This window comes from Paenibacillus tundrae (assembly GCF_036884255.1).
GTDB lineage: Bacteria > Bacillota > Bacilli > Paenibacillales > Paenibacillaceae > Paenibacillus.
Window position 1 is genome coordinate 5927716 of record NZ_CP145605.1, and the last position, 25477, is coordinate 5953192.

17 protein-coding genes are annotated in these 25477 nt (G+C 48.2%); 5 read left to right on the forward strand and 12 right to left on the reverse strand.

Annotated elements, in window-relative coordinates; all coding sequences use genetic code 11:
• The first annotated feature begins 224 nt into the window (after positions 1–224).
• Positions 225–1919 (forward strand): PucR family transcriptional regulator, encoded by a 1695-nt coding sequence (locus tag V6W81_RS26610; RefSeq protein WP_338540869.1) that lies wholly within the window; start codon positions 225–227, stop codon positions 1917–1919.
• Positions 1920–1924: 5 nt separating this feature from the next.
• On the opposite strand, the gene V6W81_RS26615 is transcribed toward V6W81_RS26610, so the two are convergent.
• The 11 genes from V6W81_RS26615 to V6W81_RS26665 form a co-directional block, all read right to left on the reverse strand.
• On the reverse strand, positions 1925–2152 hold the full coding sequence (locus V6W81_RS26615) for a hypothetical protein (RefSeq protein WP_338540870.1): 228 nt from the start codon (positions 2150–2152) through the stop codon (positions 1925–1927).
• Between the two features lie 5 nt (positions 2153–2157).
• Positions 2158–3594, reverse strand: a complete 1437-nt coding sequence (gene hydA / locus V6W81_RS26620; protein WP_338540871.1) for a dihydropyrimidinase — start codon at positions 3592–3594, stop codon at positions 2158–2160.
• Positions 3591–4886: an NAD-dependent dihydropyrimidine dehydrogenase subunit PreA gene (gene preA / locus V6W81_RS26625; protein WP_338540872.1), complete on the reverse strand. Its 1296-nt coding sequence runs from the start codon at positions 4884–4886 to the stop codon at positions 3591–3593. Before preA ends, hydA begins: the two co-directional genes overlap by 4 nt.
• A gap of 211 nt (positions 4887–5097) precedes the next feature.
• Positions 5098–6468: an NAD(P)-dependent oxidoreductase gene (locus V6W81_RS26630; RefSeq protein ID WP_430700928.1), complete on the reverse strand. Its 1371-nt coding sequence runs from the start codon at positions 6466–6468 to the stop codon at positions 5098–5100.
• Positions 6469–6563: 95 nt separating this feature from the next.
• Positions 6564–7445, reverse strand: a complete 882-nt coding sequence (locus V6W81_RS26635) for a nitrilase-related carbon-nitrogen hydrolase (protein ID WP_430700929.1) — start codon at positions 7443–7445, stop codon at positions 6564–6566.
• Positions 7446–7462: 17 nt separating this feature from the next.
• Positions 7463–8740, reverse strand: a complete 1278-nt coding sequence (locus tag V6W81_RS26640; RefSeq protein ID WP_338540873.1) for a M20 family metallo-hydrolase — start codon at positions 8738–8740, stop codon at positions 7463–7465.
• A complete protein-coding gene (locus V6W81_RS26645; protein WP_338540874.1) occupies positions 8712–10160 on the reverse strand; it encodes an aspartate aminotransferase family protein in 1449 nt (482 codons plus the stop codon). The genes V6W81_RS26640 and V6W81_RS26645 overlap by 29 nt, the downstream gene beginning before the upstream one ends.
• 17 nt (positions 10161–10177) lie before the next feature.
• Positions 10178–11242: an ABC transporter substrate-binding protein gene (locus tag V6W81_RS26650; RefSeq protein ID WP_338540875.1), complete on the reverse strand. Its 1065-nt coding sequence runs from the start codon at positions 11240–11242 to the stop codon at positions 10178–10180.
• A 79-nt stretch (positions 11243–11321) separates the two neighbouring features.
• The gene (locus V6W81_RS26655; RefSeq protein ID WP_338540876.1) at positions 11322–12263 is read right to left on the reverse strand and encodes an ABC transporter permease; all 942 of its coding nucleotides are present in this window, start codon (positions 12261–12263) and stop codon (positions 11322–11324) included.
• Positions 12260–13084 carry an ABC transporter permease gene (locus V6W81_RS26660; RefSeq protein WP_338540877.1) on the reverse strand — a complete coding sequence of 275 codons (825 nt, stop codon included), beginning with the start codon at positions 13082–13084 and terminating at the stop codon, positions 12260–12262. The genes V6W81_RS26655 and V6W81_RS26660 overlap by 4 nt, the downstream gene beginning before the upstream one ends.
• Positions 13053–13874, reverse strand: coding sequence for an ABC transporter ATP-binding protein (locus V6W81_RS26665; RefSeq protein ID WP_338540878.1), 822 nt, complete (start codon positions 13872–13874; stop codon positions 13053–13055). The genes V6W81_RS26660 and V6W81_RS26665 overlap by 32 nt, the downstream gene beginning before the upstream one ends.
• A gap of 436 nt (positions 13875–14310) precedes the next feature.
• Here V6W81_RS26665 and V6W81_RS26670 point away from each other — a divergent pair, with 436 nt between their 5' ends.
• Positions 14311–16542, forward strand: coding sequence for a methyl-accepting chemotaxis protein (locus V6W81_RS26670; protein WP_338540879.1), 2232 nt, complete (start codon positions 14311–14313; stop codon positions 16540–16542).
• Between the two features lie 149 nt (positions 16543–16691).
• On the opposite strand, the gene V6W81_RS26675 is transcribed toward V6W81_RS26670, so the two are convergent.
• On the reverse strand, positions 16692–19403 hold the full coding sequence (locus V6W81_RS26675; protein WP_338540880.1) for an S-layer homology domain-containing protein: 2712 nt from the start codon (positions 19401–19403) through the stop codon (positions 16692–16694).
• A 357-nt stretch (positions 19404–19760) separates the two neighbouring features.
• On the opposite strand from V6W81_RS26675, the gene V6W81_RS26680 reads away from it, so the two are divergent.
• The 3 genes from V6W81_RS26680 (at position 19761) to moaA (ending at position 25168) form a co-directional block, all read left to right on the forward strand.
• Positions 19761–22070 (forward strand): AraC family transcriptional regulator, encoded by a 2310-nt coding sequence (locus V6W81_RS26680; protein ID WP_338540881.1) that lies wholly within the window; start codon positions 19761–19763, stop codon positions 22068–22070.
• Positions 22071–22211: 141 nt separating this feature from the next.
• The gene (locus V6W81_RS26685; protein WP_338540882.1) at positions 22212–23750 is read left to right on the forward strand and encodes an extracellular solute-binding protein; all 1539 of its coding nucleotides are present in this window, start codon (positions 22212–22214) and stop codon (positions 23748–23750) included.
• A gap of 416 nt (positions 23751–24166) precedes the next feature.
• The gene (moaA, locus tag V6W81_RS26690; protein ID WP_145044401.1) at positions 24167–25168 is read left to right on the forward strand and encodes a GTP 3',8-cyclase MoaA; all 1002 of its coding nucleotides are present in this window, start codon (positions 24167–24169) and stop codon (positions 25166–25168) included.
• The last annotated feature ends 309 nt before the right edge of the window (positions 25169–25477 follow it).

A 25477-nucleotide genomic window follows, 5' to 3' on the forward strand; every position in this document is an offset into this window, starting at 1 on the left:
TTTTATATTCCAACATCAGACCAAGGGGTGTTTTTTTGTAGCCAAAGTATTTTTTTATAGGCAACACGATGGCAATTTTGAATTAGACGACAAAATAAACCACCCATTTTGGGAAATCACACAAATGCGTGTAAGAGATCATCTCATCTAGATGAAATGGTTTTATACTAAGGTTTACGGATCTGGATATTGCTAGGACATACCATGGGAAGGACGGTGAGGGTATGAGGGAAACAACGCTCCATATTCAGATGAGGGATATGTTGAAACGTCCGGTATTTCGCAAAGCAGAGGTGCTCGCCAGTGAACGTGCGCTGACGAGGTACGTAAGATGGGTACATATCATGGAGGTGCCTGAAGTAGGGAACCTGCTCAACGGCGGTGAACTGGTGCTAACCACAGGCATTGGATGGCAGGATAATGCGCAGCAAGGACTTTCTTTTCTACGTCAGTTAATTGCGCATGGGGCTGCGGGGTTATGTATTGAACTTGGAGCACATACCAAATCCCAGCTTGGGGCAATGAAAGAAATCGCTTCTGCCGAGGATTTTCCACTCATCTGGTTTCATGAACAAGTTCGTTATATCGATATTACGCAAGATCTGCACTTCACTTTGCTCCGCAGTCACCAACGGTTGATCGCTGAACTTGATACCCTGACCACCTCATTCAACCAACTTCTGCTCAATGGCGATGGTGTGCAGCCACTACTTCGATTATTGTCACGTACGACGGGTTATGATGTAGCTCTCTATCCACTTGAGGGTGAGGCAAGTGCCGTGCCCTATTGTGCACCAGAACAGCTGGAAGCGCGCCGCCAGTCCTGGTTCATGCATCGGAAGTCTGAGTCACTGAGAACGGAAATTCATACGGAACCCGCGACGTCAACCGAGTTCTGCTCCTCACCGGGTACGCTCTCCCTGTCTGTGCAAGCACTAGAGTATACCTTTGCCGACCTCGTACTCACTACAGCAAAATCATCTAATCATGATCTGGATCTGGAGCACCCGCATCAACCTTCCAAGGAATTCGTCCTTCAAGCCATGGAGCGTTGTGCCGCAGCCATTGCCCAGGACTGGATGCGCACCAAATACATGGAGGAGAAGCGCCGATACAAGGAAGATATGTGGGTCATCGATTGGCTCAACGGCCATCATTCTGCCAAAGAAATACACGAATATCTATCCACCGCTAGTCCCCTTCTTGCAACAGGCACAGGCACCGTCATTTTGTTCGACCGTATCCCGGGTTATTCAGATAGCCTCAAGCTTCAGAAGCTCCTCATTCAGCGTAACATCGTCTCCCGCTCGATCTTCTCAAGAGAAGGCTTCACCCTCTATAGTACCGTGCTTAACCATCAAATTATTCTCATCATCATCGACCCTCAGCCTGGCGTTCAACGTAAAAGCCATCTATGGAGCTGCATTCAACAACTCCAGCATCATGAAGCAGATCAAACCCATCGTCTATTCTCAGGTCTGTTAGGCATTGGTCAGAGCTGTGCCAACCTCGCTCGTATCAAAGACAGTCTAGAATCAGCTAAAGAAACCCTGTCGATTCAAAAGGATATCGGAGCGATGCAGCAGCCCTTCTACAGCAACCTTCACTGTTACCGTATTATTGCGGGTATGAAGCAGAGTGGCGGTTTGGAGGATTTTATCGAGGAATATTTGGGGCCAATCATCCGATATGATGCAGAAAAAGGTGGGCAGCTCCTGCATACGCTTAAGCAATATTTCGTGCTCTGTTGTTCCAAACAAGAGACCGCTACCCGTCTGTTTATCGTAAGGCAGACCCTATATCACCGATTACACAAAATCGAGTCCCTTCTCGGCGAAGACTATGTTCTTCCTGAGAAAAGAGTTGCGATCGAGCTTGCCATCTATGGTTATGAATATGTCCACGGCCCGATCGCGTAGCTTCACTATGCCCCCTGCTGTTCTCGCAGTTGCTGCACGAGAAAGTGTGCAAACCACTTTCGGCCGGAGGCAGTGCCTACGTGTTGCTGCTTCCACTCTCCCGGCTGATCCGGATGCTCCCAGACGACATCCGCTCCCTCCAGATGCTCTTGCACCTTATAGATTCGGTAACCCAGAGCGACCATACGTTCAATCGCTATTTTTTCTGCTTCAAATGCCTCGGTTTCGGACATGCCCCTCACCCCCTTGTTGTCGTCGCTACTTTCTTCGCTGGAACGGGTGCGCCAGCATCATATTTGGCACGCTTCACATATTGACCCGCACCCGGCCTACCTGCAAACTGCTGATCACGAATCACATATTCTCCCCGACACAACACCGTAACAGGACATCCTTGAACCTGCATTCCTTCAAAAGCACTGTAATCTACGTTCATATGATGCGTCGCAGCAGAAAGTTCTCTCTCCATCGCTGGGTCAAAGATAACGATATCTGCATCCGTTCCTACAGCCAGCGTGCCTTTCTGCGGAAAGAGCCCGAACAGCTTGCTCGCCCGTGTAGAGCACAGATCCACCCACTGGTTCAGGGATATGCGTCCTTTGGCGACTCCCTCTGAATACAGGATGCTGAGTCGATCCTCGATCACAGGCCCGCCATTCGGGATTTTGCTAAAGTCATCCTTTCCCAGATCCTTCTGTCCCTTAAAGTTAAACGAGCAGTGATCCGAGCCAATCGTCTGGAGCTGACCATTCTTCAGTGCATTCCATAATGCATCCTGATGAGATGCTTCCCGCAAAGGTGGTGACCAGACATACTTAGCACCTTCGAAATTCGGCTGATCCATAATCGATTGATCCAATGTTAAATACTGCGGACACGTCTCGCCCCAGATTCGATACCCTAACTCCCGCATACGAGCAATCTGCTCAACCGCTTCGGCACATGTAACATGCACAACATAGAGCTGAGAATCAGCGAGCGCTGCCAGTCGGGCAGCCCGACCTGTTGCCTCTCCCTCCAAGATCGATGGACGAGTTAGCGCATGGTGAATCGGTTCGGTTCGACCAGCCGCGAGCGCTTCACGCACCAGCAGGTCGATCACATCGCCATTCTCGGCATGCACCATGACGAGAGCGCCGTACTCCTTCGCCTTTTGCAGCGTCTGATACAGGATGGCGTCGTCGGCTTGGAATTGGTTTTTGTATGCCATGAATACTTTAAAGGAGGACACGCCTTCTTCTTCAATGATCTGAGGTAATTCTTCCAGCACTTGATCATTCATCTCGCCGATCATCAGATGGAAGCCATAATCAATAGCTGCCTTACCGTCTGCTTTGTCATGCCATTGCTGGAGGGATTCCAGCAGAGGTCGCCCTTTTTGCGTCAAACAAAAGTCAATAATCGTAGTTGTGCCGCCAAATGCAGCAGCAGCCGTACCTGTGGCAAAATCATCGGCAGTAACGGTTCCGCCAAACGGCATATCCAGATGGGTATGTGGATCGATACCGCCAGGAATAACGTAACAACCTGATGCATCCACAACTTCTGTCCGTTCGTCCGGCAGTAGCCCTATGCCGATCTGCGTGATTTTGCCATGCTCAATTAGAATATCTGCCTCGAATGTATCTGACGCTGTAACCAACACACCATTACGAATCAATTTGCGGTTAGTCATGATATCGCCTCTTTCGTTGATTGATCTCGTGTAAACTGTAGCGTCGCTATAGCCGATTGACGTTCATTCCAGGTCAGTGGTGCTTGTTCATGCTCGATCTCCACCATCTGGATTGCACCGTCCACTGGACATACGATGGAACAAAGGTTACAGCCTACACAATCCTCCTCAACCACTTCAAGATAGGAGCCCGAAGGATCGGTCAGCATATCGATACATTGATGCGAAGTGTCTTCACAAGCGATATGGCATTTGTTGCAATTAATACAGACATCGCGGTCAATACGAGCGACCACTTTGTAATTGAGATCAAGATTGCCCCAATCCGAGTATTTAGGAACCGTCTGACCGATTAATTCGGTTACACTTTGCAAGCCCTTCTCATCCAAGTAATCATTTAGCCCTTCAATCATATCCTCCACGATTCGAAAACCATGATGCATTGCAGCCGTACAGATTTGAACGCCAGTGGCTCCCATTAATAGAAACTCAGCTGTATCCCGCCAATCGGATATGCCTCCAATACCGGAGATCGGCACGCCTACCTCCGGATTACGTGCACACTCCGCAACCATGTTCAAAGCGATCGGCTTCACGGCCGGGCCACAATACCCGCCATGCGCGCCCTTACCCGCCACATGCGGAACCGTATTCCAAGAGTCCAGATCTACACCCGCAAGAGAATTGATGGTGTTAATCATGGAGATTGCATCCGCACCACCACGTACGGCGGCTTTGGCCGTTACCGTAATATCCGTAATATTGGGCGTAAGCTTCACGATGACCGGAGTCGTTGCTACTTCCTTCACCCACATGGTCTGGAGCTCTACCAGATCAGGCTGTTGTCCCGAGGCGGCTCCCATACCACGTTCAGCCATGCCATGAGGACAGCCAAAGTTCAGCTCAAGCCCATCGACACCGACTGCCTCTACCTTCTTCACAATCTCATGCCACTTCTCCCGCTTCGGCTCAACCATTAGTGAGGCAATCACCGCTCGATCCGGGAAACGCTTCTTGGTCTCCGCAATTTCTCGAAGATTCACTTCTAGTGGTCGATCCGATATCAACTCAATATTGTTAAAACCAGCAACACGCTGACCACCGAAATGAATCGCTGCAAAGCGCGAAGATGTATTGATGATTGGCTCGCCGAGTGTCTTCCACACTGCGCCACCCCAGCCTGCCTCAAAGGCTCGTTGAACCTGATATCCCGTGTTCGTTGGTGGTGCAGATGCCAGCCAGAACGGATTCGGCGATCGAATACCTGCCAGATTAATAGATAAGTCAGCCATAACGATCCCTCCTAGATGTGGATTGAAATCTTTGGATTGATACTGATTAGCTCTTGATTTGCCAATCAAATGATGTTGCCTGATATCAGGCTTGGGATTGCTTGAGATAGATTAATCTCCCTATATGCTCCAAATGATGATGCCCTCAAAACCAATCACTAATAGATTAGTGCCGGTGTCTCATTAAACCGAGCGTAGCGTGATTCCGAACTCATGCCGTCTCTTCTACCTTTCCAGGCCATGCCTTCATGACCGCCGCTGCTACCATCTTTCCTTGCTGCGCTGCTGATACGACCATCGCTTCACCCTGTCCCTGACCAAAGATAACATCTCCAGCAGCATAGACCTGAGGGCGGGATGTGCGATACGTGTGCGGCTCCACCTCTACTACACCTCCCTGGTGCTTCAAGCCAAACGCTTCAATAAGCGGCAACAACCGATTCTGCCCAATTGCGCGCACAACAGTATCACATTCAATCGTGAACTCTGACCCTTCCACCGGTACAGGCCATGCGCGCCCCCCGCCGGGCGGTGTCTCTAGTCGCATTTTCACGCATTCAATAGCACGAACTCGGCCGTTCTCATCTCCGACAATGCGCCTCGGCATCGTAAACCAACGGAACTCGACTCCCTCCTGTTTCGCAAATGTATATTCAAACGCATACGCCGTCATCTGACCCTCTCCGCGTCGATAGAGCATTTGTACCCGCTCAGCCCCCAAACGTACAGAGCACGTTGCCGCATCCACGGCTGTATTGCCTGCACCAATCACGGCAACATTCAGTCCATGGAGCGCCGGTGGCACACCCTGCTTCGTCGATTCGACCAGCTCAATGGCATCATAGACTCCTTCTAGTGTCTCGCCTTCAATGCCAAGCATCGGCACTGCACCCATGCCACAAGCGAGAATTACCGAGTCGTATTGCTCCATAATCTCATCTGTTGAGAGGTCTACCCCAATGCGAACTCCATAGCGGATCTGTACGCCCAGTGCTTCCACTTGCTGTACTTCCCACAACGCGACGGATTCAGGTAAACGGAACGATACAATGCCATACGTGTTCAGTCCGCCACCTTTCGCCTTCGCTTCATAGATCGTCACCTCATACCCTGCACGCCCCAGCTCTCTGGCTGCGGACAACCCTGCCGGGCCGGCACCCACGATTGCAACAGTACATCCATTCGAAGGTGCAGGATGGAACAAAGGTTCATTCTTCGTTCGTGCCCAATCCGTTGCATAACGTTGCAGGTCACCGATGCGAATAGGCTTTGACGAATCATTCAGAACACAGGCACCTTCACATAATTCTTCTGTTGGACAGACCCGCGCACAACTGGCTCCCACCGGATTTGCATCCATAATAGTTCGAGCTGATCCCTTGAGGTGACCTGTAGAGATTTTCCGTATAAACGAAGGAATATTAATATCTGTTGGACACGCCTTAATGCAAGGTGCATCGTAACAATATAGACAGCGGTTGGATTCCTCCATCGCTTCTGCACCTGACATCGCAGGTTTCATCTCCGTGAAACGACTCTCCCATCCATAATCAGACATGGGGGCTCCAGGGCTGTTCATCATGCGTATGCACCTCCAAAAATTATTCATTGAGCAGTGTATCCTGTTCGTGCCTCAGGGCATCCTTCGTAATCAAAAGCGGACTTTTTGAACAACCTCTACAAATGAACGAGATGTTCATACGTTTCAGGCCGTCGATCCCGGTAAAATTGCCATACATTGCGCACCTCCCGGATCACCTCCGTATCCATCTCCCCAATAATTACTTCATCTTGATCCCTGCTGCCGATGGCAACCATCTTGCCACGCGGATCAACGAGATAGGACTGACCGTAGAATTCACCCATATTCCATGGTGATTCCACCCCTACACGATTGATCGCAGCAACATAATACCCATTGGCTACCGCATGTGCGGGTTGCTCCAGCTTCCACAGGTATTCCGACGTGCCTGCCACCGTTGCCGAAGGATTGAATACAATCTCAGCACCCGCTAAACCAAGCAGACGTGCTCCCTCTGGGAAATGACGGTCATAACAGATGTACACGCCCACTCTGGCGTAAGCCGTATCAAACACCGGGTATCCAAGATTTCCAGGTTTGAAATAATACTTCTCCCAGAATCCATTCGTACCCTCACCCGCTTCCACATGCGGGATGTGATGCTTGCGATATTTCCCCAGATACGATCCATCCGCATCGATCACGGCTGCCGTGTTGTAATACGAAGCAATGCCCTCCACCTCATACACCGGCAAAATAATGACTACCCCAAGCTCCTTCGCCAGTGCTTGGAAACGTTGTGTAGTTGGTCCCTCTGGTACCTGCTCCGCAGAGGCATACCACTTCGGACTCTGTTCCGTGCAGAAGTACGGACCGTAGAATACTTCCTGTAATCCAATAATCTGCGCTCCCTTGGCGGCAGCTTCCCGCACCATGGTGATATGCTTCTGTATCGCCGCTTCCTTATGTACCTCAACGGAAGCGGTGCCTTCAATGGCGTGTGAAGCTTGGATCAAACCAATCTTGATTTTTCCCATAATATTGGAACACCTCCTTAGGAAAATGTGTCGATAACTGTGTGACCATTACACATCTGCCGAACGGTACGGTATAAGACCTCGGTGCCCAGTGTAATATCTTCTGGCGAAGAGTATTCACTCGGATGGTGACTGATGCCGTCCTTACTGCGGACAAAGATCATGCCGTAATCACATACGTGTGATAATGCCAGCGCATCATGGAAAGGCCCACTCATGAGCTCGGGTAACGTCAGTCCCATCGCTTCTGCCGACGAGTGAATCGTCGATTTAATTCGTTCAGCACAATAACGCGGTTCACTGTTGGTATCGACCGTGAGCGAATAGCTCAGCCCATGTTGCCTGCTTACATCCTCCAGCAGTTGCATGAACCGGGCTTCTAGCCGATCTCTACGCGCCATCTCCATATCCCGCAAATCTACGGTAAAGCTAACTTCCTCCGGAATGATGTTGCGTGAATCGGGGAATACCCTCAGGCTTCCCACTGTTCCTACCGTTGGTGCACCAGGATCTTCGCGTACCATCTCATCAAACGCAGCAATGACTTTGGCGCTGCCAACAAGCGCATCATGCCGCATCCCCATCGGAACCGAACCAGCATGACCTGCCATTCCCTTCATGGTCACCGTGAGCCACAATGGCCCTGAAATCCCGGTTACTACACCCACTTGCGCATCTATCGATTCCAGTACAGGCCCCTGTTCAATATGCAGCTCCAGATATGCGCCAATCGCTCCAGGCGGGTATACCGATTCGGCAAATTGTGCTGGGGAGCAGCCAAAAGACTCAAGCGCTTCTCGCCGCGTCACCCCATGCTTATCCTGTCGCTCCAGCTCGCCTTCCTCCAACTGCCCGGTTATCCCACGGGAGCCGAACAGACCTTTATTGAAACGCGAACCCTCTTCGTCACAAAAGGCAACGACTTCAATGGACATCGCGGGCTGGATCCCTTGCTCCATCAGACATTGAACAGCTTCGAGCGCACCGAGCACTCCAATTGCCCCATCATAGTGGCCACCATATGGCTGAGAATCGATGTGTGAACCCAGCATAAGGAGCGGTAGCGATGGGTCTGTACCTTCCAAGCGAGCAATCAAATTGCCAAACGCATCAAGCCGAGTGGTAAGCCCTGCCTCTTCCATCCAGAGACGAACCTGAATGATGCCTTCCATATCTTCTGGTGTCAGCGCCAAGCGACAGACACCGGTATCTGCGATGCGTCCAATACGAGATAGTTGTTCAATTCGCTCATCCAACCGAACCTGATTAATGGTGATTCCCTGAGTCGTCTGCACTTCGAACTCCTCCTTGTACAGTTATGGCTTCACCGTTCATGTCTAATGAACTTGCATCCAGATTACGTAGTGCAGTCAGTAGGCTGCTTGCAATGAGATCCAGCTCTGCTTCCGTTGTGACGAATGGCGGTGAAATCGTCAGAATATTTGCAAACCCTGGTACGGTATCCCCATTTTTACCGATGAGAATGCCATCCTTTTTACAGCTAGCGAGTACCTTCATTACCTGATCGGCTCTGGCCGGAGAGCCATCCGCCTCAATCAATTCGATGCCGCAGGCGAATCCGAAGGAGCGAATGTCACCGACCACCGAAAGCGACAAGAGCGGTTCGAGCTTCTCACGGAGCAATTGCCCCAGCCACTCAGCTTGACTAACTAGATTCTCACGTTCAATAATCTCCAGATTCGCCAGCGCTACCCGGCAAGACACCGGATTGCCCCCGAAGGTGTTCACATGACGAAGGTGTGTATCCGCGCCAGGTTCCTTGAACGAATCGTACATGTCCGCTCTTACGGCGGTAGCCGATAATGGAGAGTACGCACTGGTCATGCCTTTCGCCATCGTCACAATATCAGGCTTAACACCGTAATTGTGATGTCCGAACTTTTGCCCTGAGCGACCAAAACCACAAATGACCTCATCGACGATCAACAGTACACCATAGCGCTCACAGATCTCCTGTACCGTGCGCATATAATCCGGAGGAGGCACAATCATGCCACCCCCTGTAATAACTGGCTCCATAATAACTGCGGCTACGGTCTCTGGCCCTTCCCAGCGTATGACCTCTTCATAGATCGTCGCGCACTCTAGCCCGCATCCGTCCTTACTCTTACCGAATGGACAACGATAACAATACGGCGGAGGTACATGAGTGAAACCAACGCCGAGGGGTTCGTATTTGATCTTGCGAGCCGCTTGCCCCGTAGCGCCCAGTGCTCCCATGGAGTTGCCGTGATATGCACGGTGACGAGAGATGAATTTGTGCCGAGTAGGCTCACCATTCTGGTGATGATACTGACGGGCTATTTTGAAAGCTACCTCATTGGCATCCGAGCCCGAGTTGGAGAAAAAGATCCGATACTCCCCCTCCAGCCAGTCATTCAGCTTCTCTGCGAGCAGGATTGCCGGCTCATGACTCTGGGTCATTGGGACATAGGCGAGTGCTTTCATCTGCTCGTAGGCACTTCTGGCAATTTCCTCCCGCCCATGCCCAACGTTCACACACCACAATCCGGACATCGCATCCAAATAACGCGAGCCATCCTGATCCATAATCCAGCTTCCTTCACCGCTGACGGCAATCATCGGATGATCGTTATGCGGGGAGATGTGATGCCACACATATTGACGATCCTTCACCAGCCATTCTTCCTTCGTATCCCCAAGTGGCTGAGGCTGCTGATCCACAGAGTTCATGCGTCATCCTCCTCCATCTATTTCACTGCATCTTCATAGATACTTCTCTCTAATGCTTCATCCAGATTTGCGGCTTTTTTGATCAAACCATAATTTAGGGCGATGTCCGCCGTTCGCGTGAAGGACTCATCGACGAAGCTGCCAACCTGCTGTTCGGTAAAACCTTCGGGGCGAATTAACTTCGCAATCTCTTCCAGCATGGTCACTTGGTGCTCACGAGTGGTGCTGCCCTCGGTTACATTTTTCATGACGGCATCTACCGTCTCCTCTTGGTTATCAATTGCGTAGTTCCAGCCTTTCAGAATGGCACGCGTAACTTTGACCGCCAGATCCCGATTGCCGTCTACCCAGTCTTTCTTCGCAATAAGGGTATCCTCCAACATGCCCACACCCGCATCCTCAATGTTGAATACATCCAAATCCGATTCCTTCACACCGCTCTCCAGTACCACATGAAATTCGTTATAGATGGTTGCTGTAGCCACATCCACCTGGTCATTGAAGAATTGATCCATCGTGAATCCCTGTTTGACCAGCTCGATATCCTTCTTCGGATCAAGGCCATTCTTCTCCATAAAGGCGAGCACCTGGAATTGTTGGCTGCCAAACCAAGTACTAACCTTCTTGCCCTTCATCTGAGTAGGATCGGTGATCCCCGCAGATTTCTTGGCAATTAATCGATAACTGCTCTTTTGCGAAATTTGCGCCAGTGATACGAGCGGGAGTCCGTTATCCCGGCTGACCAGCAAGCTGTCTACCCCGGTTACCCCAACATCTGCAGCACCATTGACGACCTGTTGTTCTATGACGATATCCGGCCCTCCGGGAATAATCTCGGCATCGATGCCCTCATCGGCGAAGAAACCCTGCTCCTTGGCAGCATATATACCTGCAAACTGAGCCTGTGGTACCCATTTGAGTTGGATCTTCACTTTCGTTAAAGACTGACCCTCACCTTCTGCTTCCCCTGCACCCGCAACAGCAGGAGTCGTAGCCGGCTTAGAATCTGTCGAACACGCACCTAACATAGTAACAACCAGCAGCATCAACACTAGAAAACCAGGTTTTAACGGTCGGTACATGTGAAGAACAACCCCCTATTGATATGGATTTTGGGTTATGCCGATTGCATGTAATATCAGGACTCTACTCGATGTCCAGTCAGGGATCTGTGCGAACACGGCTCCAAGGGATCAGGCGTTTCTCTGCCAGCACCACCGCTTCATAGAGCACAATCCCAAGGACAGCGGCGATAACAATGCAAGACCAGGCAAGCGGCATATTCGCCAGGCGAATCTGATCAGAGAGCAGATATCCCAGACCCTGTGAAGCGATGAAAAACTCCCCTACGATGGCCCCAATAATGCTGGTCGACATATTAATCTTCAATCCAGCGAACAGTGCAGGCAGGGCATGAGGTAAGCGCAGCTTGATAAAAATTTGCATTTTACTCGCCGCAAGACCCCCGAGCAATTCATGGTACTGTGGCTGGATGAAGGTTAGCCCTTTGAATAAACTGACAGCCATAGCAGCCATGGTAATGACTGCTACTACCGCAATACGCGACCAGATTCCGTCCCCAAACCAGTTGTTCATAATCGGTGCCAGTGCAACGATTGGTATTGCGTTCAGTGCAGACATCACGGCAACTGCCGCCTTTCCACTCGTAGGAAAGAAGCAGGCAACTATAGCGGCAAGTGCGCCTAGCGAAGAACCTAACAAGAAACCACCTAACATTTCGGTGCCGCTATACATTGCATAACGGAAGAGCATTTCTGCATTGTCTTTGATTGAGCTTGCAATGGAAGAAGGTACAGGCAATTGATAAATTTCTAGGGAGAACATGTAGTGGAATAGCCTAAGTTGCCAGAGAAGAAGAAATATAAGTCCTGCAAGCGCTGGGAGCAGACGCAAACCCATGGATCGTCCACGCAAGCGACGAGTCCATCGCCTCTCTTCGGCTTGTCCTTGTTGTTCCTGTAATCGGGAAGCTGAAGCAGAAGTGGGGGTGATTATGGCGGAGCTGGACATGGATGTTCCTCCAGATACGGCCGCCGTCACTCGATCCTCCTTATTCCGATGTTTCCATACATGATCATTCATGCAGCCCCTCCTCTCTTGCTTCTGAATTCAGGCTGCCAAGGTGTTAACCAACGTTCAGCAAGGCTGATGACCATATACGAGATCAATCCGATGCCCATACTTAGCATGATCGTTGCCCAGAACATGCCAACTTGGGCGTTACCATAGTACAAGGAACTCACCATAAGTACGCCTAATCCATCGGGAGCACCCATTAGCTCCACTACAATCGAAGAAGTTACAGCGAGCGGAGCGGCGATTTTCATCCCAGAGAATAAACCAGGCAGCGCAGAAGGTAACAAACACTTAATATACCGGGCTGACAACGAGGCTCCACAGGAGCGCATGAGCTCCAGATGCTCCGGGGCAGTGCTTTTCAAACCTTTCAGCGTGTGAATGATAATCGGGAAAAAGGTAACGTATGCGGCCATCACGATCCGCGCCCACTCGGCGTTATGGATAATGCCGTACACAATCGGGGCAAGACCAATGACCGGAACCATCTGTGAGGAAATCACATAAGGCGACAATGTACGCTCCAGCCAGACGGCTATACTCATCAGAAGTGCTAGCGCTAGACCCAGAAGCGTACCCCCTGCAAAACCAATTGCCGCATTACCAAACGTCACACTTCCTTGTTCAGCCAGCGTGCCTGCATGCCTTAATAGCGCAATAACCACATCATGTAGATAAGGTAGGCGAGATGATGCCTGTTGGGGAGTCATGGATGCATGGAGTATCCAGGCGATGCCTTCCCATAACAGGAGCAGGAGAATAATCCAGATCGCGACCCAAGAACGATAGCCAGGTTTATAAGAGCGCAGAGGTATCAGACGGATCACGCTCCTCATAGAAACAATTGCGAATCGTTGTAATCATCTGATAAAAGGCTTCCGTTTCCCTCAGTTCACGATGACGTTCTAAGGGCAATTCAACGGGATGTATGGAATGTACCTGACCCGGATGTGCAGAGAGAACGATAATCCGGTCTGATAGGAATACAGCTTCTGGGATACTGTGTGTAACAAAGAGGAAGGTTTTGCCTGTGGAACGCTTAATATCGAGCAGTTCTAATTGTAATTTTTCTTTGGTGAATTCATCCAAGGCGGAGAATGGTTCATCCATGAGTAACAATGGTGGATCAAGCGCAAGTGCTCTCGCAATCGACACCCGCTGCTGCATCCCCCCACTGAGTTGCCAAGGATAATGGTCAGCAAATCGGGTGAGACCGACCAGCTCAAGCAGTTCAGCACTCATGCGCCTGCATTCCTTCTTACTCGTACCGAGCAGCTCCAGCGGTAATTCTACATTGTGACGCACCGTGCGCCAGTCGAACAAAGCGGGGGTCTGAAATACGATGCCGAACTGTCGCTGTAACCTTGCTTTTTCCGGCTCATCCCCGGCAATGCGGACAGAACCGGACGTGGGCTGGAGCAGATCGGCAACCAGTCGCAATAAGGTGGATTTGCCACAGCCGGACGGCCCAAGCAGAGAGACAAATTCATTGGAACCGATGTGAAACGAAACATCTGACAGTGCCGTTACCTGTTGTGTTCCAGTTCCAAAAACAACGGACACATGATCCACTTCAATGTGGCAGACATCTGGAACAGGGACGTTTATGGAGGACATAGGCATTCTCCTTTTCGCGGAAGTGACTTCTTATCGCACTCAGGGTGAATGGGAGGTTGTTGAACCGAGTCGTGTTCACGAACATTACAGATTTAACTGGTTAGGTAATACTATATAACATTGAGCGAGGATTACATTATACAGACTGTTTTTAGAATAGGCTCGTTCATGTTACAGAGTGTAAAGTGAGACAGATATGGAGGAGAGGTTACCTAACAAGGATATAACTCAATCATAAATTTCAATTGTTAGAGGATCATCATGCCATAGATAGCTTACATCTCATTTTTATAAACCGTATATTATTTGTATTTTTTGAATGAATATTCGGAAAATTCGGCATATGCCCTCGTATTCTTGGTGGTTTTCTTGTATAAGACTTATATAGAGAGAAAGAGAGAGAAGCATTCACATTCAACAATCGGGGGTGTTTGGCGTGTTTGACTGGCTCGGGTGGAATAAGGGTTGGCCGCTGTGGCGGTCGTATCGGTTAAACGTACATATCAAGGAAGATGTAGAACAGATTTTTGAGGGGATTGCCGAAACAAGACGTCAGCTTCTCATGGACTGGGCGGATGAACAATGGGATCATCTGGATCGATTATTGCAGCAAGTTCAGTCGCATGAGCCCCAAGATGTATTACAAGGTTCCCAGTCTCTTAGCAAACTAAGCGTGTGGTTCAAAGGAAGTTATGCAAGAGCAAAAGATTGTACAGAGCTATTTATGGTGAATGAGCAAAACGAGGTTGTATTCTCCACTTATCCGAAGCATATTGGGAAGGTTTACAGCAACAATGATGAAGGGTTTGAACCAGGTATACGGTATGCCAGAGCAGATATCAAGGGCAGAAAGTGCCTCTATGGCCCTTACTCTGATCCACTCACCCTGGAGATTGGCGCGCGTTCGTCTTCTTTTCATGATGATGTCACCCTGATGTTTGTTGCTCCCATCGTACACGAGGGACGCTATGTTGGAGCGCTATGCAGCCGTATTCCGAACGATGTATTAGGCGATTTAATTCAAAGAGAGTCCGGCCATATTTACCCCGATTCGGGTGATAACTACATTTTCATGGCGGAATCAACGATACGACCGCATCTGCAGCCCGGAACAGCTCTATCCCGTAGCCGATTCGAGGATCGAACCTTCACTCACGGAGAAAATCTCAAAGACGGTGTCACAACCGAATGGGGTACTGTTTCTGTCAAGGAACATACCGAGCTTGAGCTATTGTTCACCGATCCTTCCACTGGAAAATTACATCCTGGAGTGGAGAATACGATTCAACATGGCTCTAACTTGTTTGTTGCCTTTCCCGGCTACTCCGATTACCGCCATATCCCTGTCATAGGTAAGGGGATTACGTTTCAGCTTCCACACTGCCCGGATCGCTGGGGTATGATGTGTGAGGGGGACTTGGAGGAAGTGTATCAGGTGCGTAACATTGGCTGGCGCCAGTTCAAGCTGCACATCCGTTGGATTGTGTTGTCGGCGATCCTCGGAGCCGTTCTCGTGTATATTCTCTCCGGCAGTGGATGGAGCGCAGGAGCTATCGCCGCTTTCAATCTCATATGCGGGTTATTCGCAGCAAGCCAATTGCAGCGTAAGCAGTATCGTCGTGTGCATGAGGACATGCGACGTATTAGTCGGTTTATTCGAATCAATGCCGAAGGCAAAGGTGATCTGACTCAGCGCCTGGATACGTCCACTTTTGCTCAGGATGAAACCGGTGAACTAGCGAAATGGATCAATAATATGATCGATTCACTTGAAGCCATTATGCTCAAAGTTCAGCTGGCTACCGTGGATGTTCTGGACAATCAAGTTCAGATGCGGACATCAACAGAGACGACACAAGGCACGACAGCGCGTGTCAATCGTAAGCTAAGCTTCATGATTCAAGGTATACGTACACAGCTTGAGGATCTAGATCAGGCTAAGATTGCCGCAGATCACATGCGTCATACGCTGCACCAGCTTGAAGCCAGTGCAACAGCACAAATTCAAGTTGCCCAGCAAGAAGTAGAGCGTATCGGTGACAAAATGGTTCAGATCTCTGGAGCCGTGTCCGATACCAATCGCACGATCTTGTCTTTTATGGATACGATGCAGGATATCTACCGTGCACTGGCTGTCATTAATGAGATCTCGGCTCAGACCAATCTGCTGGCATTGAACGCTTCTATTGAAGCCGCTCATGTTGGAGAGCATGGACGCGGCTTCGCTGTTGTCGCTGGGGAGATACGCAAGCTCGCTGAGTTGTCCCGTTCCTCAACAGAAGATATTCATCACATTCTGAGTAAAATCTCTACCGCAGCTAACACAGCATCCCAATCCATCCGAGAAGGCGATCAGGTTCTTACGGAAGGAACTACTCTCGTGCAGGCAGCCTCACAGTTATTGCAAAGTGCCACCGCGGAAGATGCTGAGCGAACACAAGTGGTTGATGAGGTCGTTATGCTCATGGAGAACATCGCAGCGATCAGTCATCAAAATCGCTCTACTTCTGCTGAGGTTGAGACAGAGATGCGGGAGCTTCTGCACGATATGTTACAGGTACAACATTCTTCACGTGATGTCGAAGTCATTACTTTATTTTTGCAACAGGTGGTGGGACAGTTTCAGTTAACTCACCCCCAAACGGATACGGGCATCCTTAAAGGTTGACGAGTAAACATACGAGCACATAAGAAAAAGCATCTGCACCTCCTTCGTTGTTGTGAATTATACCTAACAACAATGAAGGCAATGACAGATGCTTTTTGTATACATAATGCGTTACTTAGATTAGCAAGTTTTCAGACACGACTTAAATATTATTTAGCCACAACATGAGCAACGACACGATTATCTTGGTACGAGACAGTAACCTCATAACCGTCAGCAGTTACACGGTCGAATTCACCTTTAATTCCATTCGCAGTAATCAAGGTAATGTCTTTGGAGCCTTCAATTTTATAGTTAGACAGATCAAGATTGAGGGTTCCTCCATCCAGGTACAGCTTCTTGCCGACATTGATTGCATTGAGATTATTCTTCACAACAATGTCGAGCGTTCCATTATCTACAGTAAAGTTTCTGTTCAGATTGAGTGCCCCATCCGTATCAACGACAATCTCACCATTTTCCAAATACAGATCACCTGTACCAAATGCCGTTGTGGATTCAGCCTTCAGTGTTCCGGCCTGCACCAAGGTTCCACCTGTATAGCTGTTTTTCCCCGTCAATGTAAGTGTTCCTGTACCCTTCTTGGTTAACATACCAATGCCAGAGATATTATTTCTCCACCAGTCCTCTGCATTGAAACGTCCTTTGGAAGCGTCCATATCTACAGTGACATTGCTTAAGAATGCGCCATAACCATCCGATGCTGTCACCAGATCTAATCTACCCCAGCCCTTAGACTCGTCTAGTACAGGGTAACCGGAATCAATGGATGTTGTATACAATACTTCTCTACGTTGCTCATCCGTTAAATAAGGTTGGCGAGTTTCCAGCAATGCTTCTGCTCCGAGCGGCACAACAGGCGCCAGACCTTTTGTTCCTGTCTGTGGCAGACCATACGTCATCTTCTCTCTATAGAAGGCTTTGTTCGCGTCATGATCTTCCCATTTCTTCTCGTCATATGCACTCTTAAAGTTGTAATCCTCTGTTACCGTGTGCGCATATTCATACAGACTCATATTTTTTTCTTTAGCTAATGCGCCAAATACTTCTCCTGCATTCTCATAAGCCTTATCCAGCACTTCTTGATTCTCTTTTTTATTGAACGCATATGCCGTCATCGCTGTAGCTTGGATACGTGCGCCAATTACATCAAGTGGGGAGTGCATGCCCGTGACAACACGGTTCTCACCCATCTGTGCTGCTCTCGTCAACAACTCAGAGAATCGTTCAGGCGTAGCGTAAGCAAATGGAAGTACGGACAAGTAGGACGCACTTGTATGTCCACTTGGATATCCTCCGTCTTTTCCTTGTCCATCCTCAGCGATTCTTCTCACATAACTTAATGCAGGAATGAGCTTCACATTGCTCTCATACTGCTGGACATGCTTCTCTCCTGAAGCTTTCGTTCCTCCGGATGGCAGCGGCTCCTCTTTGGCTTCACCTTCACCCAGTGTTTCCCATACAGGCAATCCCTTGCTATCTACGACCTCTTTCACTTCTCCGTTCGAATTCATTCTCCACGGTCTTGGGGAAGAGAAGAAGTATTTCGCTGGATTGGATGAAGCAGGTGTTTTGAAACGAACCAGATCCACTAGAGCGGCCATGTCAGCAAGCTCTGTTTTGGACCAGTCACTTCCAAGGCCTTGGCTTTCATCTTCTACCGTTTCTTCTTTCAGATCAACGTTCATCTCGTCCACGCTTCGCTCAATACTTGTCACCGGCTTAATGATGTCCACATATGTGTTAGCCAGCGGGCCGAAGCCTTCCATCATACTGTAGATTTTATCGCGCTGGTCATCATAATAGGCTGCTAAAGCCTCTTCATCGGTACGATTTTGCGTTACATCTTCAACATATTTGATATTGGCAACCCACGTTGCTTCGTTGCGAATCTCTACATTTGCAAAAGTTTTCTGATCTGCAACGGGCACGGTTGGATCATTTTTGAAGCCGTCATAATATGGAGTCGGTCCATCACCATACTTCGCAACTTTATCACCCGCACCAGGTTTGGTCTCAGCTGTTCCATCTCTCCACTCCGGTTGATTGATGGACCATACTTGATCGAAACCGTCCAAAATATCGATAAATGGATTGGTTGCTACAACATTTTTGAGTGTACCGTCATCTGCATTGCCTCCATGCTCGACTGCAGATAAACGAGCTTCATCCGCAGGAGGAGCCACATTCAATACGTTGGCTGTTCCCTTAGGCTTAGCTGGTTTAATCGCTGTGTTCGAATCGATTTCCTGTGCATTCACCAATGCACTTACAGCTTCTGCACGAGTGATGGAACGAAGTGGTTTGAAGCTTCCATCTGCATATCCAGCGATAATTTTGGCTGCTGCCGCTCCACCTACAGCCCCTTTGCTCCAATCTGCGATAGAGGATGCATCACTAAACGTATTAGCTGCCTCTTCATTTAGTTCGAGATTCAGAATTCCTGTAATAATTTTGGCCGCTTCTTGACGTGTAATTGGATCTTGCGGCTTCATCGTACCATCCGTGTAACCATCTATATATCCAGCAGCATTCGCTATAGACACCGCTTCGTAATACCATGCTTGGTCAGAAACATCGTTATAGTTAATTGTAGCTTGTCCTGTGTATCCAAAAGCCCCATTCACCAGATTCATAAATTCTGCTCTAGTAATATACGCATTCGGTTTGAATGAATGATCCAAGTAACCTCGAATTAATCCCTCATTACCCCAAGCTTGAATGTTCGCTTCCGCCCAGTGTCCTTTAATGTCAGAGAACTGAAGTTTCTGGTCAGCTGCATAACCCCGATCCGCAAACGTCGGACTTACCATAGACAACATTAGAAGTAATGCGAGTGATTTTTTAAGTGGTTTTCTCATGGCCTGCAATACACGCTCCCATAATCGTAATTATTTTGACTACCGCACCAGCAAATGATGAGAAGTGTTCCATCTAGATGTCTGATATGCCGTAACATTAGCATCTGGGGGCGCCTGGCATCTATAGAACAAATTCCGTTTTATATCAAATCCGTACGTTTTGGAGCTTTTTTTTCAAAAAAATAGAGAGAATCCTAGAATCGTCATCTATACTGTAGTTGTTTGTAAAATCTTTTTAAATTTTAGGTAAATTTTCTGAGGTAAGTTTGTTAAATTTCGATCAACATGATCTCTCGTCCGGCGGCTATTATATAATGATTGAGTTATGTAGAAACCAATTGTGAAGGAGGAACATGGATGCGCGAGCTGTTTCAATCTGTAAGATCTAGGATGGTTTTTTCCTATATCGCTGTCGTCCTTGTCATTGCGCTTCTTTTTGGCTCGATCCTATACCTCTTCTTCTCCCATCAATACAGCAAAGAGATACGTAACAACAAACAATTGCTGCTCAAAAACACGGTCAATTATATGGAGAGTTCCGTCATTCAGAAGGTGAATCAGGTCTATCTGTCTTTAGCGCTGGGTAGTCCTGTTAATATTGATATAGATAGCTTAAAAGGAAACCATGGCAAGATACTGGATATCGAACAGTTACTCAAAAATCAGGTGCAAAATTATTCCGATCTTATTGAATCCATTCATATATACGATACGAAGAATCAATTCATGATCTCGTCCGCACATGGGCTGATGCTCTATAAGGATGCGCCTGAACGGGTGGATCAGATTGCTGATTGGGCTACGGCCATGAAGGAAACAGAAGAAAGCTCCTTATGGACGCAGACGCGTATGGTTCCTCAGGATGCTTATATTGAACAATCCATAGAGAACAATAAAACGCCTTTAATTACCTATGTCCGCAGTTATCCGTTTCAATCGTCTGGACAGAGCAGTAAGGTCATGATTGCGATTGATATCAAAGAATCTACGATCAGTCAGATTATCGAAAATATGATTCCTGCCGACTATGCGAGTACATTTATCGTAGATCAGCAAGGAACTGTTATTTCGGCCGCCGACAAAACCTTGTTAGGCACCACTACCAAGGAGAATTTGTTACAGTCCCTGCTGTCCACTTCTTCTGCGGATGAGAGCTTTACGCATATCTTTGACCATGATTCATATGTCATTTCCCAGGATCAATTCAAAGGCAATGGCTGGAGGATATACACGACTACGCCTAACAAAAACTTCTATTACAAACTGGATAGCTTGAAGGAAGTTTCGCTCCTGCTCGGATTGCTCGCTGTCGCCGTTGGGATAGCGATGTCTTCCATATTTACAGTAGCCAACTACAGTCCGGTCAAGCGAATCCTGAATAATATTAAAGAACGGGTGGATAGCCCAGCCAGCCTACGGCAGAATGAGTATCGCTTCATTGATACCGCTATTAACAGCCTGTCTAGCAAAGTCGATAGTCTGGAAGAAACGTTGCAGGCCAATCACAAAATGATTAAGCATAGCATTATGCTCAACATGATCCATAATCGATTTACGCCGGAAGAGCTTACGGAGCAGCTGCAGTCTATTCACGTTTCGATGGCCTACTCTCGCTTCCGCTGTATCGTCATTGATCCCGTCAGTGAAAAGTGGAAGGAAATGCAGCCACGACAGTCGCAGCATACGTTATACTCGATGATCCAGCAGTTAGAAACAGCCGAGATAGAAGGAACAAGGCTGCTCGCAGAGGAACTGCAGGATCACAAAATGGTGGTCATTATCTGTACCAACCAACCTGAGGAGCCTCTCTCGGATCATATTGTTGAATTCATTCATTCCGAGGCAAGAGACCGATTCGGCCTAGAATTTGCACTATCATTGGGTGGCTGGGTGGATCACTATACTCAGATCTATACGAGCTATCACCAGGCTAATGCACTGATTCAATATAGCTATTTCTTCCCCGAGCAGTCTGCGATTCAAGATCTTGGACTTCTGGACAGGGAGACTAGCAGCTTGGAAATTCCAGATTCATACCTTGTGAACTTTGAAAAGAAATTACAGCTCCGTGATGTGGATGGTACGGCTAATGCCATTCATGAGTTGGTCTCGACCATAAAGGAAGGAAGGTATTCAGCCGAATATAGCCGGATTTTTTTATTGAAAGCGGTATCAATTTACTCTAACTGCATTAATCAGGTACGCTGGCAGCCTGCTGATGCAAACGCCAATAGTTTGTACAAGCAATTTGCATCACTCTACAATATCAACACCTATTCGGAGTGGATGGTTCATCTAATCACCGAGTTTATTACACATGTAGAGAAACGAAGCGAGGTCAGGAGCCCAGATACGATCTCCGCGGTCAAAGCTTATATTCGTGACAATATCTCTGGCGATCTCACCCTAGACCATGTCTCTGAGCAAGTGTTCATCAGCCCCAAATATCTCAGTAAAATCTTCAAAGAAGAGACGGGCATTGTATATTCGGAATATGTCACCAATCAGAGGATGGAACGTGCACGCGAACTCATTGCAATGCGAGAACTTACCATTGAGCAAGTTGCGAGCACCGTCGGTTACCGTACCCCTGCTTATTTCATTAAGAAGTTCAAAGAAATCCACGGCTGCACCCCGAAAAACTTCATGCGTAGCCTGACGAACTGATCCACAGCAGGAATCCAAAAAAAATGTGAAGGAGCTACTATGAACCTCAACCTTTCAAGAGCTCTCTGTCTATCTATAACAACACTTATGCTTGTGGTACTCTTGAGCGGCTGTACTGTGTCAGGAAGAGAAAGCGCACAAGTGCAGCAACAAAATCATCTCGCCAGCGCTGAGAAGGATACCGCCCCTGAATATAACATCTCTTGGACTATGCATCAGAATACCCCGGTTCCTGAGGATGCAGAAATGATTGTATATCTTGAACAGCTATTTCATGTGAATCTGGACGTGTGGAACCTGGAGAACAAGCGTTACGAGGATCTGCTCGACTTGGAGCTTGCTCAAGGGAATATCCCGGATCTATTTCGAATCAGGCAGCCCCATGATCTGCTTAAATATCAGACACAAGGGGTATTAGCGGAAATTCCTCAAGATGTGCTTGAGCAACATGCGCCCAATCTTGTACAACGCATCCGCGACTATGATCCACGTTACTTCGAGTACGGAAAAATAAATGACAGCTTATATGGCATTCCCGTCATCAATGAGACTAATATTTACCGTACCCCTATCGTCTATCGAGCAGACTGGCTGAAGAAACTTGGATTAGACACACCCACAACATTGGAAGAATTAGAAACCGTGTTATATGCCTTTGCCAAAGGTGATCCTGACGGAAATGGTAAACAGGATACGTACGGTTTGTCCAAGGAAGGTATGAATGTAGTGTTCGGCGCTTTTGGGCAGACCGTTTTTACCGAGCAGCTCTATTTTAATCTGAAAAATGATCAACTGGTCATCGGTGCCCTGGAGCCTGAGATGAAGCAAGCCCTAACTTATTTGCAAAAATGGTACCGGGATGGCATTATCGACCCAGAATTTATCACCGGGGAAAATAAAGGCGGTTATAAGCATCTATCTCATGCTTTTATCAATGGCAAAATTGGCATGACGTCCATGGGCAACTACTATCATTGGACTCAAGCAGGCGATTACAACATCCTGAATGAAAAAGGCGAAGAAACTCCGATGGGAGCCTCATTCAATGTCTATGAGCTTCAACAGAAGAATGCAGACGCCAACGTGGTATTTGGTGTTCCTGTCGTTGGCCCTGATGGACTTAGCGGCTCGAAGGGCAACAACCTGCTCATGAACTTTATCGCAATTGGAGCTGAGGCGGTCAACGAGCCAGGCAAACTAGAAAAAATTCTGGAAATCCTAGACTACGTCAGTGCCAATCCTGATCCGCATGAGCAGATCAGAATGGAGTATGGCGTTCAAGGTAAGCACTGGGACTGGGACGGCACATCCACAAATACGTTCCACCTCCTCCCCCCGTATAATCGAATGGAGAACTATATCAATACGATCGGCTCTAGTATCGGCATGACGGTTCCCGGTGGCTCTATAGGCGAACGTGAACAGTGGGCTGCGTCCGTAGGGCTGTCAAAGGGCGGTATCTATAACCACCTGGAGGTAGCTACCCCTGCCCTAATTCAATATTCATCTGACTTGGTCAGTATGAGAGATAAAGCATACATTTACATCATTACTGGTGATCAGTCCGTGGAAAGTTTCGATACCTTTGTGAAAGAATTCATGGAAGCTGGTGGAGAACAGGTGCTTCACGAAGCCAATGAATGGTATAAAGAGCATCCGGAATCAAGTTCCGCGCGATAGATTCGCCCCCTTTTACCGCCGCAAAACGAATGCTATCATCCGACGTCATCATTGACGCGGATTGGAGAAATAGCTAAAATTTGATGCAACTGTTCTTTTTGAATTTGTCGCATCGTAATGGTTAGCATGTTGTAACATGCTCTTGTATATAAGTTCAACGATATTTACAGTAGCGGAGAGAACAGAAATAACCTGAAGAAGCGAAGCTACAAGCTTTCTGTTAGAAAGCTGCATCGGAAGCATACGCTTCGCCTTTATCCCCGGATTTGACCCTTTGGGAAAAGAGAATCAAAAAAATCTGGGGATAACAGCGATTGGAAGGTTGTTCTGTTCTGGAGCCTCAATGTAAATATTGTGTTGTTGAACTTATATAGGAAAGTGCTTTTTCCAATCTGAGAGGTGAAAGGGTGGTCTGCATGGAAATGCTCCAGGACTCATTTGGCAGAATACATGACTATATCCGTATTTCTGTTACGGACCGCTGTAATTTGCGTTGTGTATACTGCATGCCAGCCGAGGGCATGGAATTCGCCCCCCATGATGAAATTATGAGCTATGAAGAAATTGCTCAGGTACTTCGAGTGCTGGCTCCTATGGGTATGCGCAAAGTGCGCTTAACCGGCGGTGAACCATTAGTACGCAAAGACCTGCACAAGCTCGTCGCGATGATCTCCGCTATTGACGGAATTGAAGATATTGCTCTGACTACGAATGCATTGCTGCTGGACAAGCAGGCTCAGGCGCTGAAGGATGCTGGACTGAACCGAATTAATATCAGTCTGGATTCCTTGCGAGCTGACCGCTTCTCCATGATTACCCGTGGCGGTGATGTGAACAAGGTGCTGAAAGGCATTGAGGCAGCGACCAACGTTGGGCTCGAACCGATTAAGCTGAATGTGGTACTGATGAAAGGCATTAATGACGATGAGATCAAGGACTTCATCGCGCTGACCCTTGACCAACCACTTCATGTTCGGTTCATCGAATACATGCCAATTGGTCATGCTTCCGACTCGTGGCGCAAATCCTATTTGCCGCTCGAAGCTGTGACCGATGTATGTGCAGAAGCCGGATGGTCGGTGGATCATACCGAAGGCCCTGCCGGGAACGGACCCTCACGAAACATGAAAATTGCAGGCTCACAAGGTACATTCGGATTGATTCATCCGGTAAGCGACCACTTCTGTGATAACTGCAATCGTCTCCGTCTGACCGCAGATGGGCATATCAAAGCCTGCTTATATTGGTCAGATGAGTATAATGTACGGCGCTTTGTCGATGACCCTGCGGCGATGGCTGCTCTTTTCCTCAAAGCACTCGGCACCAAACCCAAGAACCATGAGATGGCGATGGCACTGGAACAAAAAATGCAAAGTCATACGCCAACAGCGAGACGGATGTCCCAGATTGGTGGGTAAGGGCTACAGATCGATATCTGGAACACAGGGAGTTCAACCTGCTCCAAACATCTAAAGCTCGTATGTTGCATCCATCCAGTATTTCGAGCACATTGAGTACACTGAGCACATCGAGAGTGTATAGCACGTGTACTCGCTCTTGTCGTTTGCATTGCTAAACTATATCGGAATATGTAAATTAACACGATTACACTGCCCAGAGAGAACCTCTGGGCTTTTTTATAGGACATATACTCTCATTAAGGCATATACCTCTTATTTGTAGGTAACTTTTCTTTCTCGACAATATCGGCCCTGTTTCAAATCTTT

Bases quoted from the DNA above. Each gene is read 5' to 3' on its own strand.
- V6W81_RS26610 (WP_338540869.1), top strand. From the start codon at position 225: ATGAGGGAAACAACGCTCCATATTCAGATGAGGGATATGTTGAAACGT.
- V6W81_RS26615 (WP_338540870.1), bottom strand. From the start codon at position 2,152: ATGTCCGAAACCGAGGCATTTGAAGCAGAAAAAATAGCGATTGAACGT.
- hydA (WP_338540871.1), bottom strand. From the start codon at position 3,594: ATGACTAACCGCAAATTGATTCGTAATGGTGTGTTGGTTACAGCGTCA.
- preA (WP_338540872.1), bottom strand. From the start codon at position 4,886: ATGGCTGACTTATCTATTAATCTGGCAGGTATTCGATCGCCGAATCCG.
- V6W81_RS26630 (WP_430700928.1), bottom strand. From the start codon at position 6,468: ATGATGAACAGCCCTGGAGCCCCCATGTCTGATTATGGATGGGAGAGT.
- V6W81_RS26635 (WP_430700929.1), bottom strand. From the start codon at position 7,445: ATGGGAAAAATCAAGATTGGTTTGATCCAAGCTTCACACGCCATTGAA.
- V6W81_RS26645 (WP_338540874.1), bottom strand. From the start codon at position 10,160: ATGAACTCTGTGGATCAGCAGCCTCAGCCACTTGGGGATACGAAGGAA.
- V6W81_RS26650 (WP_338540875.1), bottom strand. From the start codon at position 11,242: ATGTACCGACCGTTAAAACCTGGTTTTCTAGTGTTGATGCTGCTGGTT.
- V6W81_RS26655 (WP_338540876.1), bottom strand. From the start codon at position 12,263: ATGAATGATCATGTATGGAAACATCGGAATAAGGAGGATCGAGTGACG.
- V6W81_RS26665 (WP_338540878.1), bottom strand. From the start codon at position 13,874: ATGTCCTCCATAAACGTCCCTGTTCCAGATGTCTGCCACATTGAAGTG.
- V6W81_RS26675 (WP_338540880.1), bottom strand. From the start codon at position 19,403: ATGAGAAAACCACTTAAAAAATCACTCGCATTACTTCTAATGTTGTCT.
- V6W81_RS26680 (WP_338540881.1), top strand. From the start codon at position 19,761: ATGCGCGAGCTGTTTCAATCTGTAAGATCTAGGATGGTTTTTTCCTAT.
- moaA (WP_145044401.1), top strand. From the start codon at position 24,167: ATGGAAATGCTCCAGGACTCATTTGGCAGAATACATGACTATATCCGT.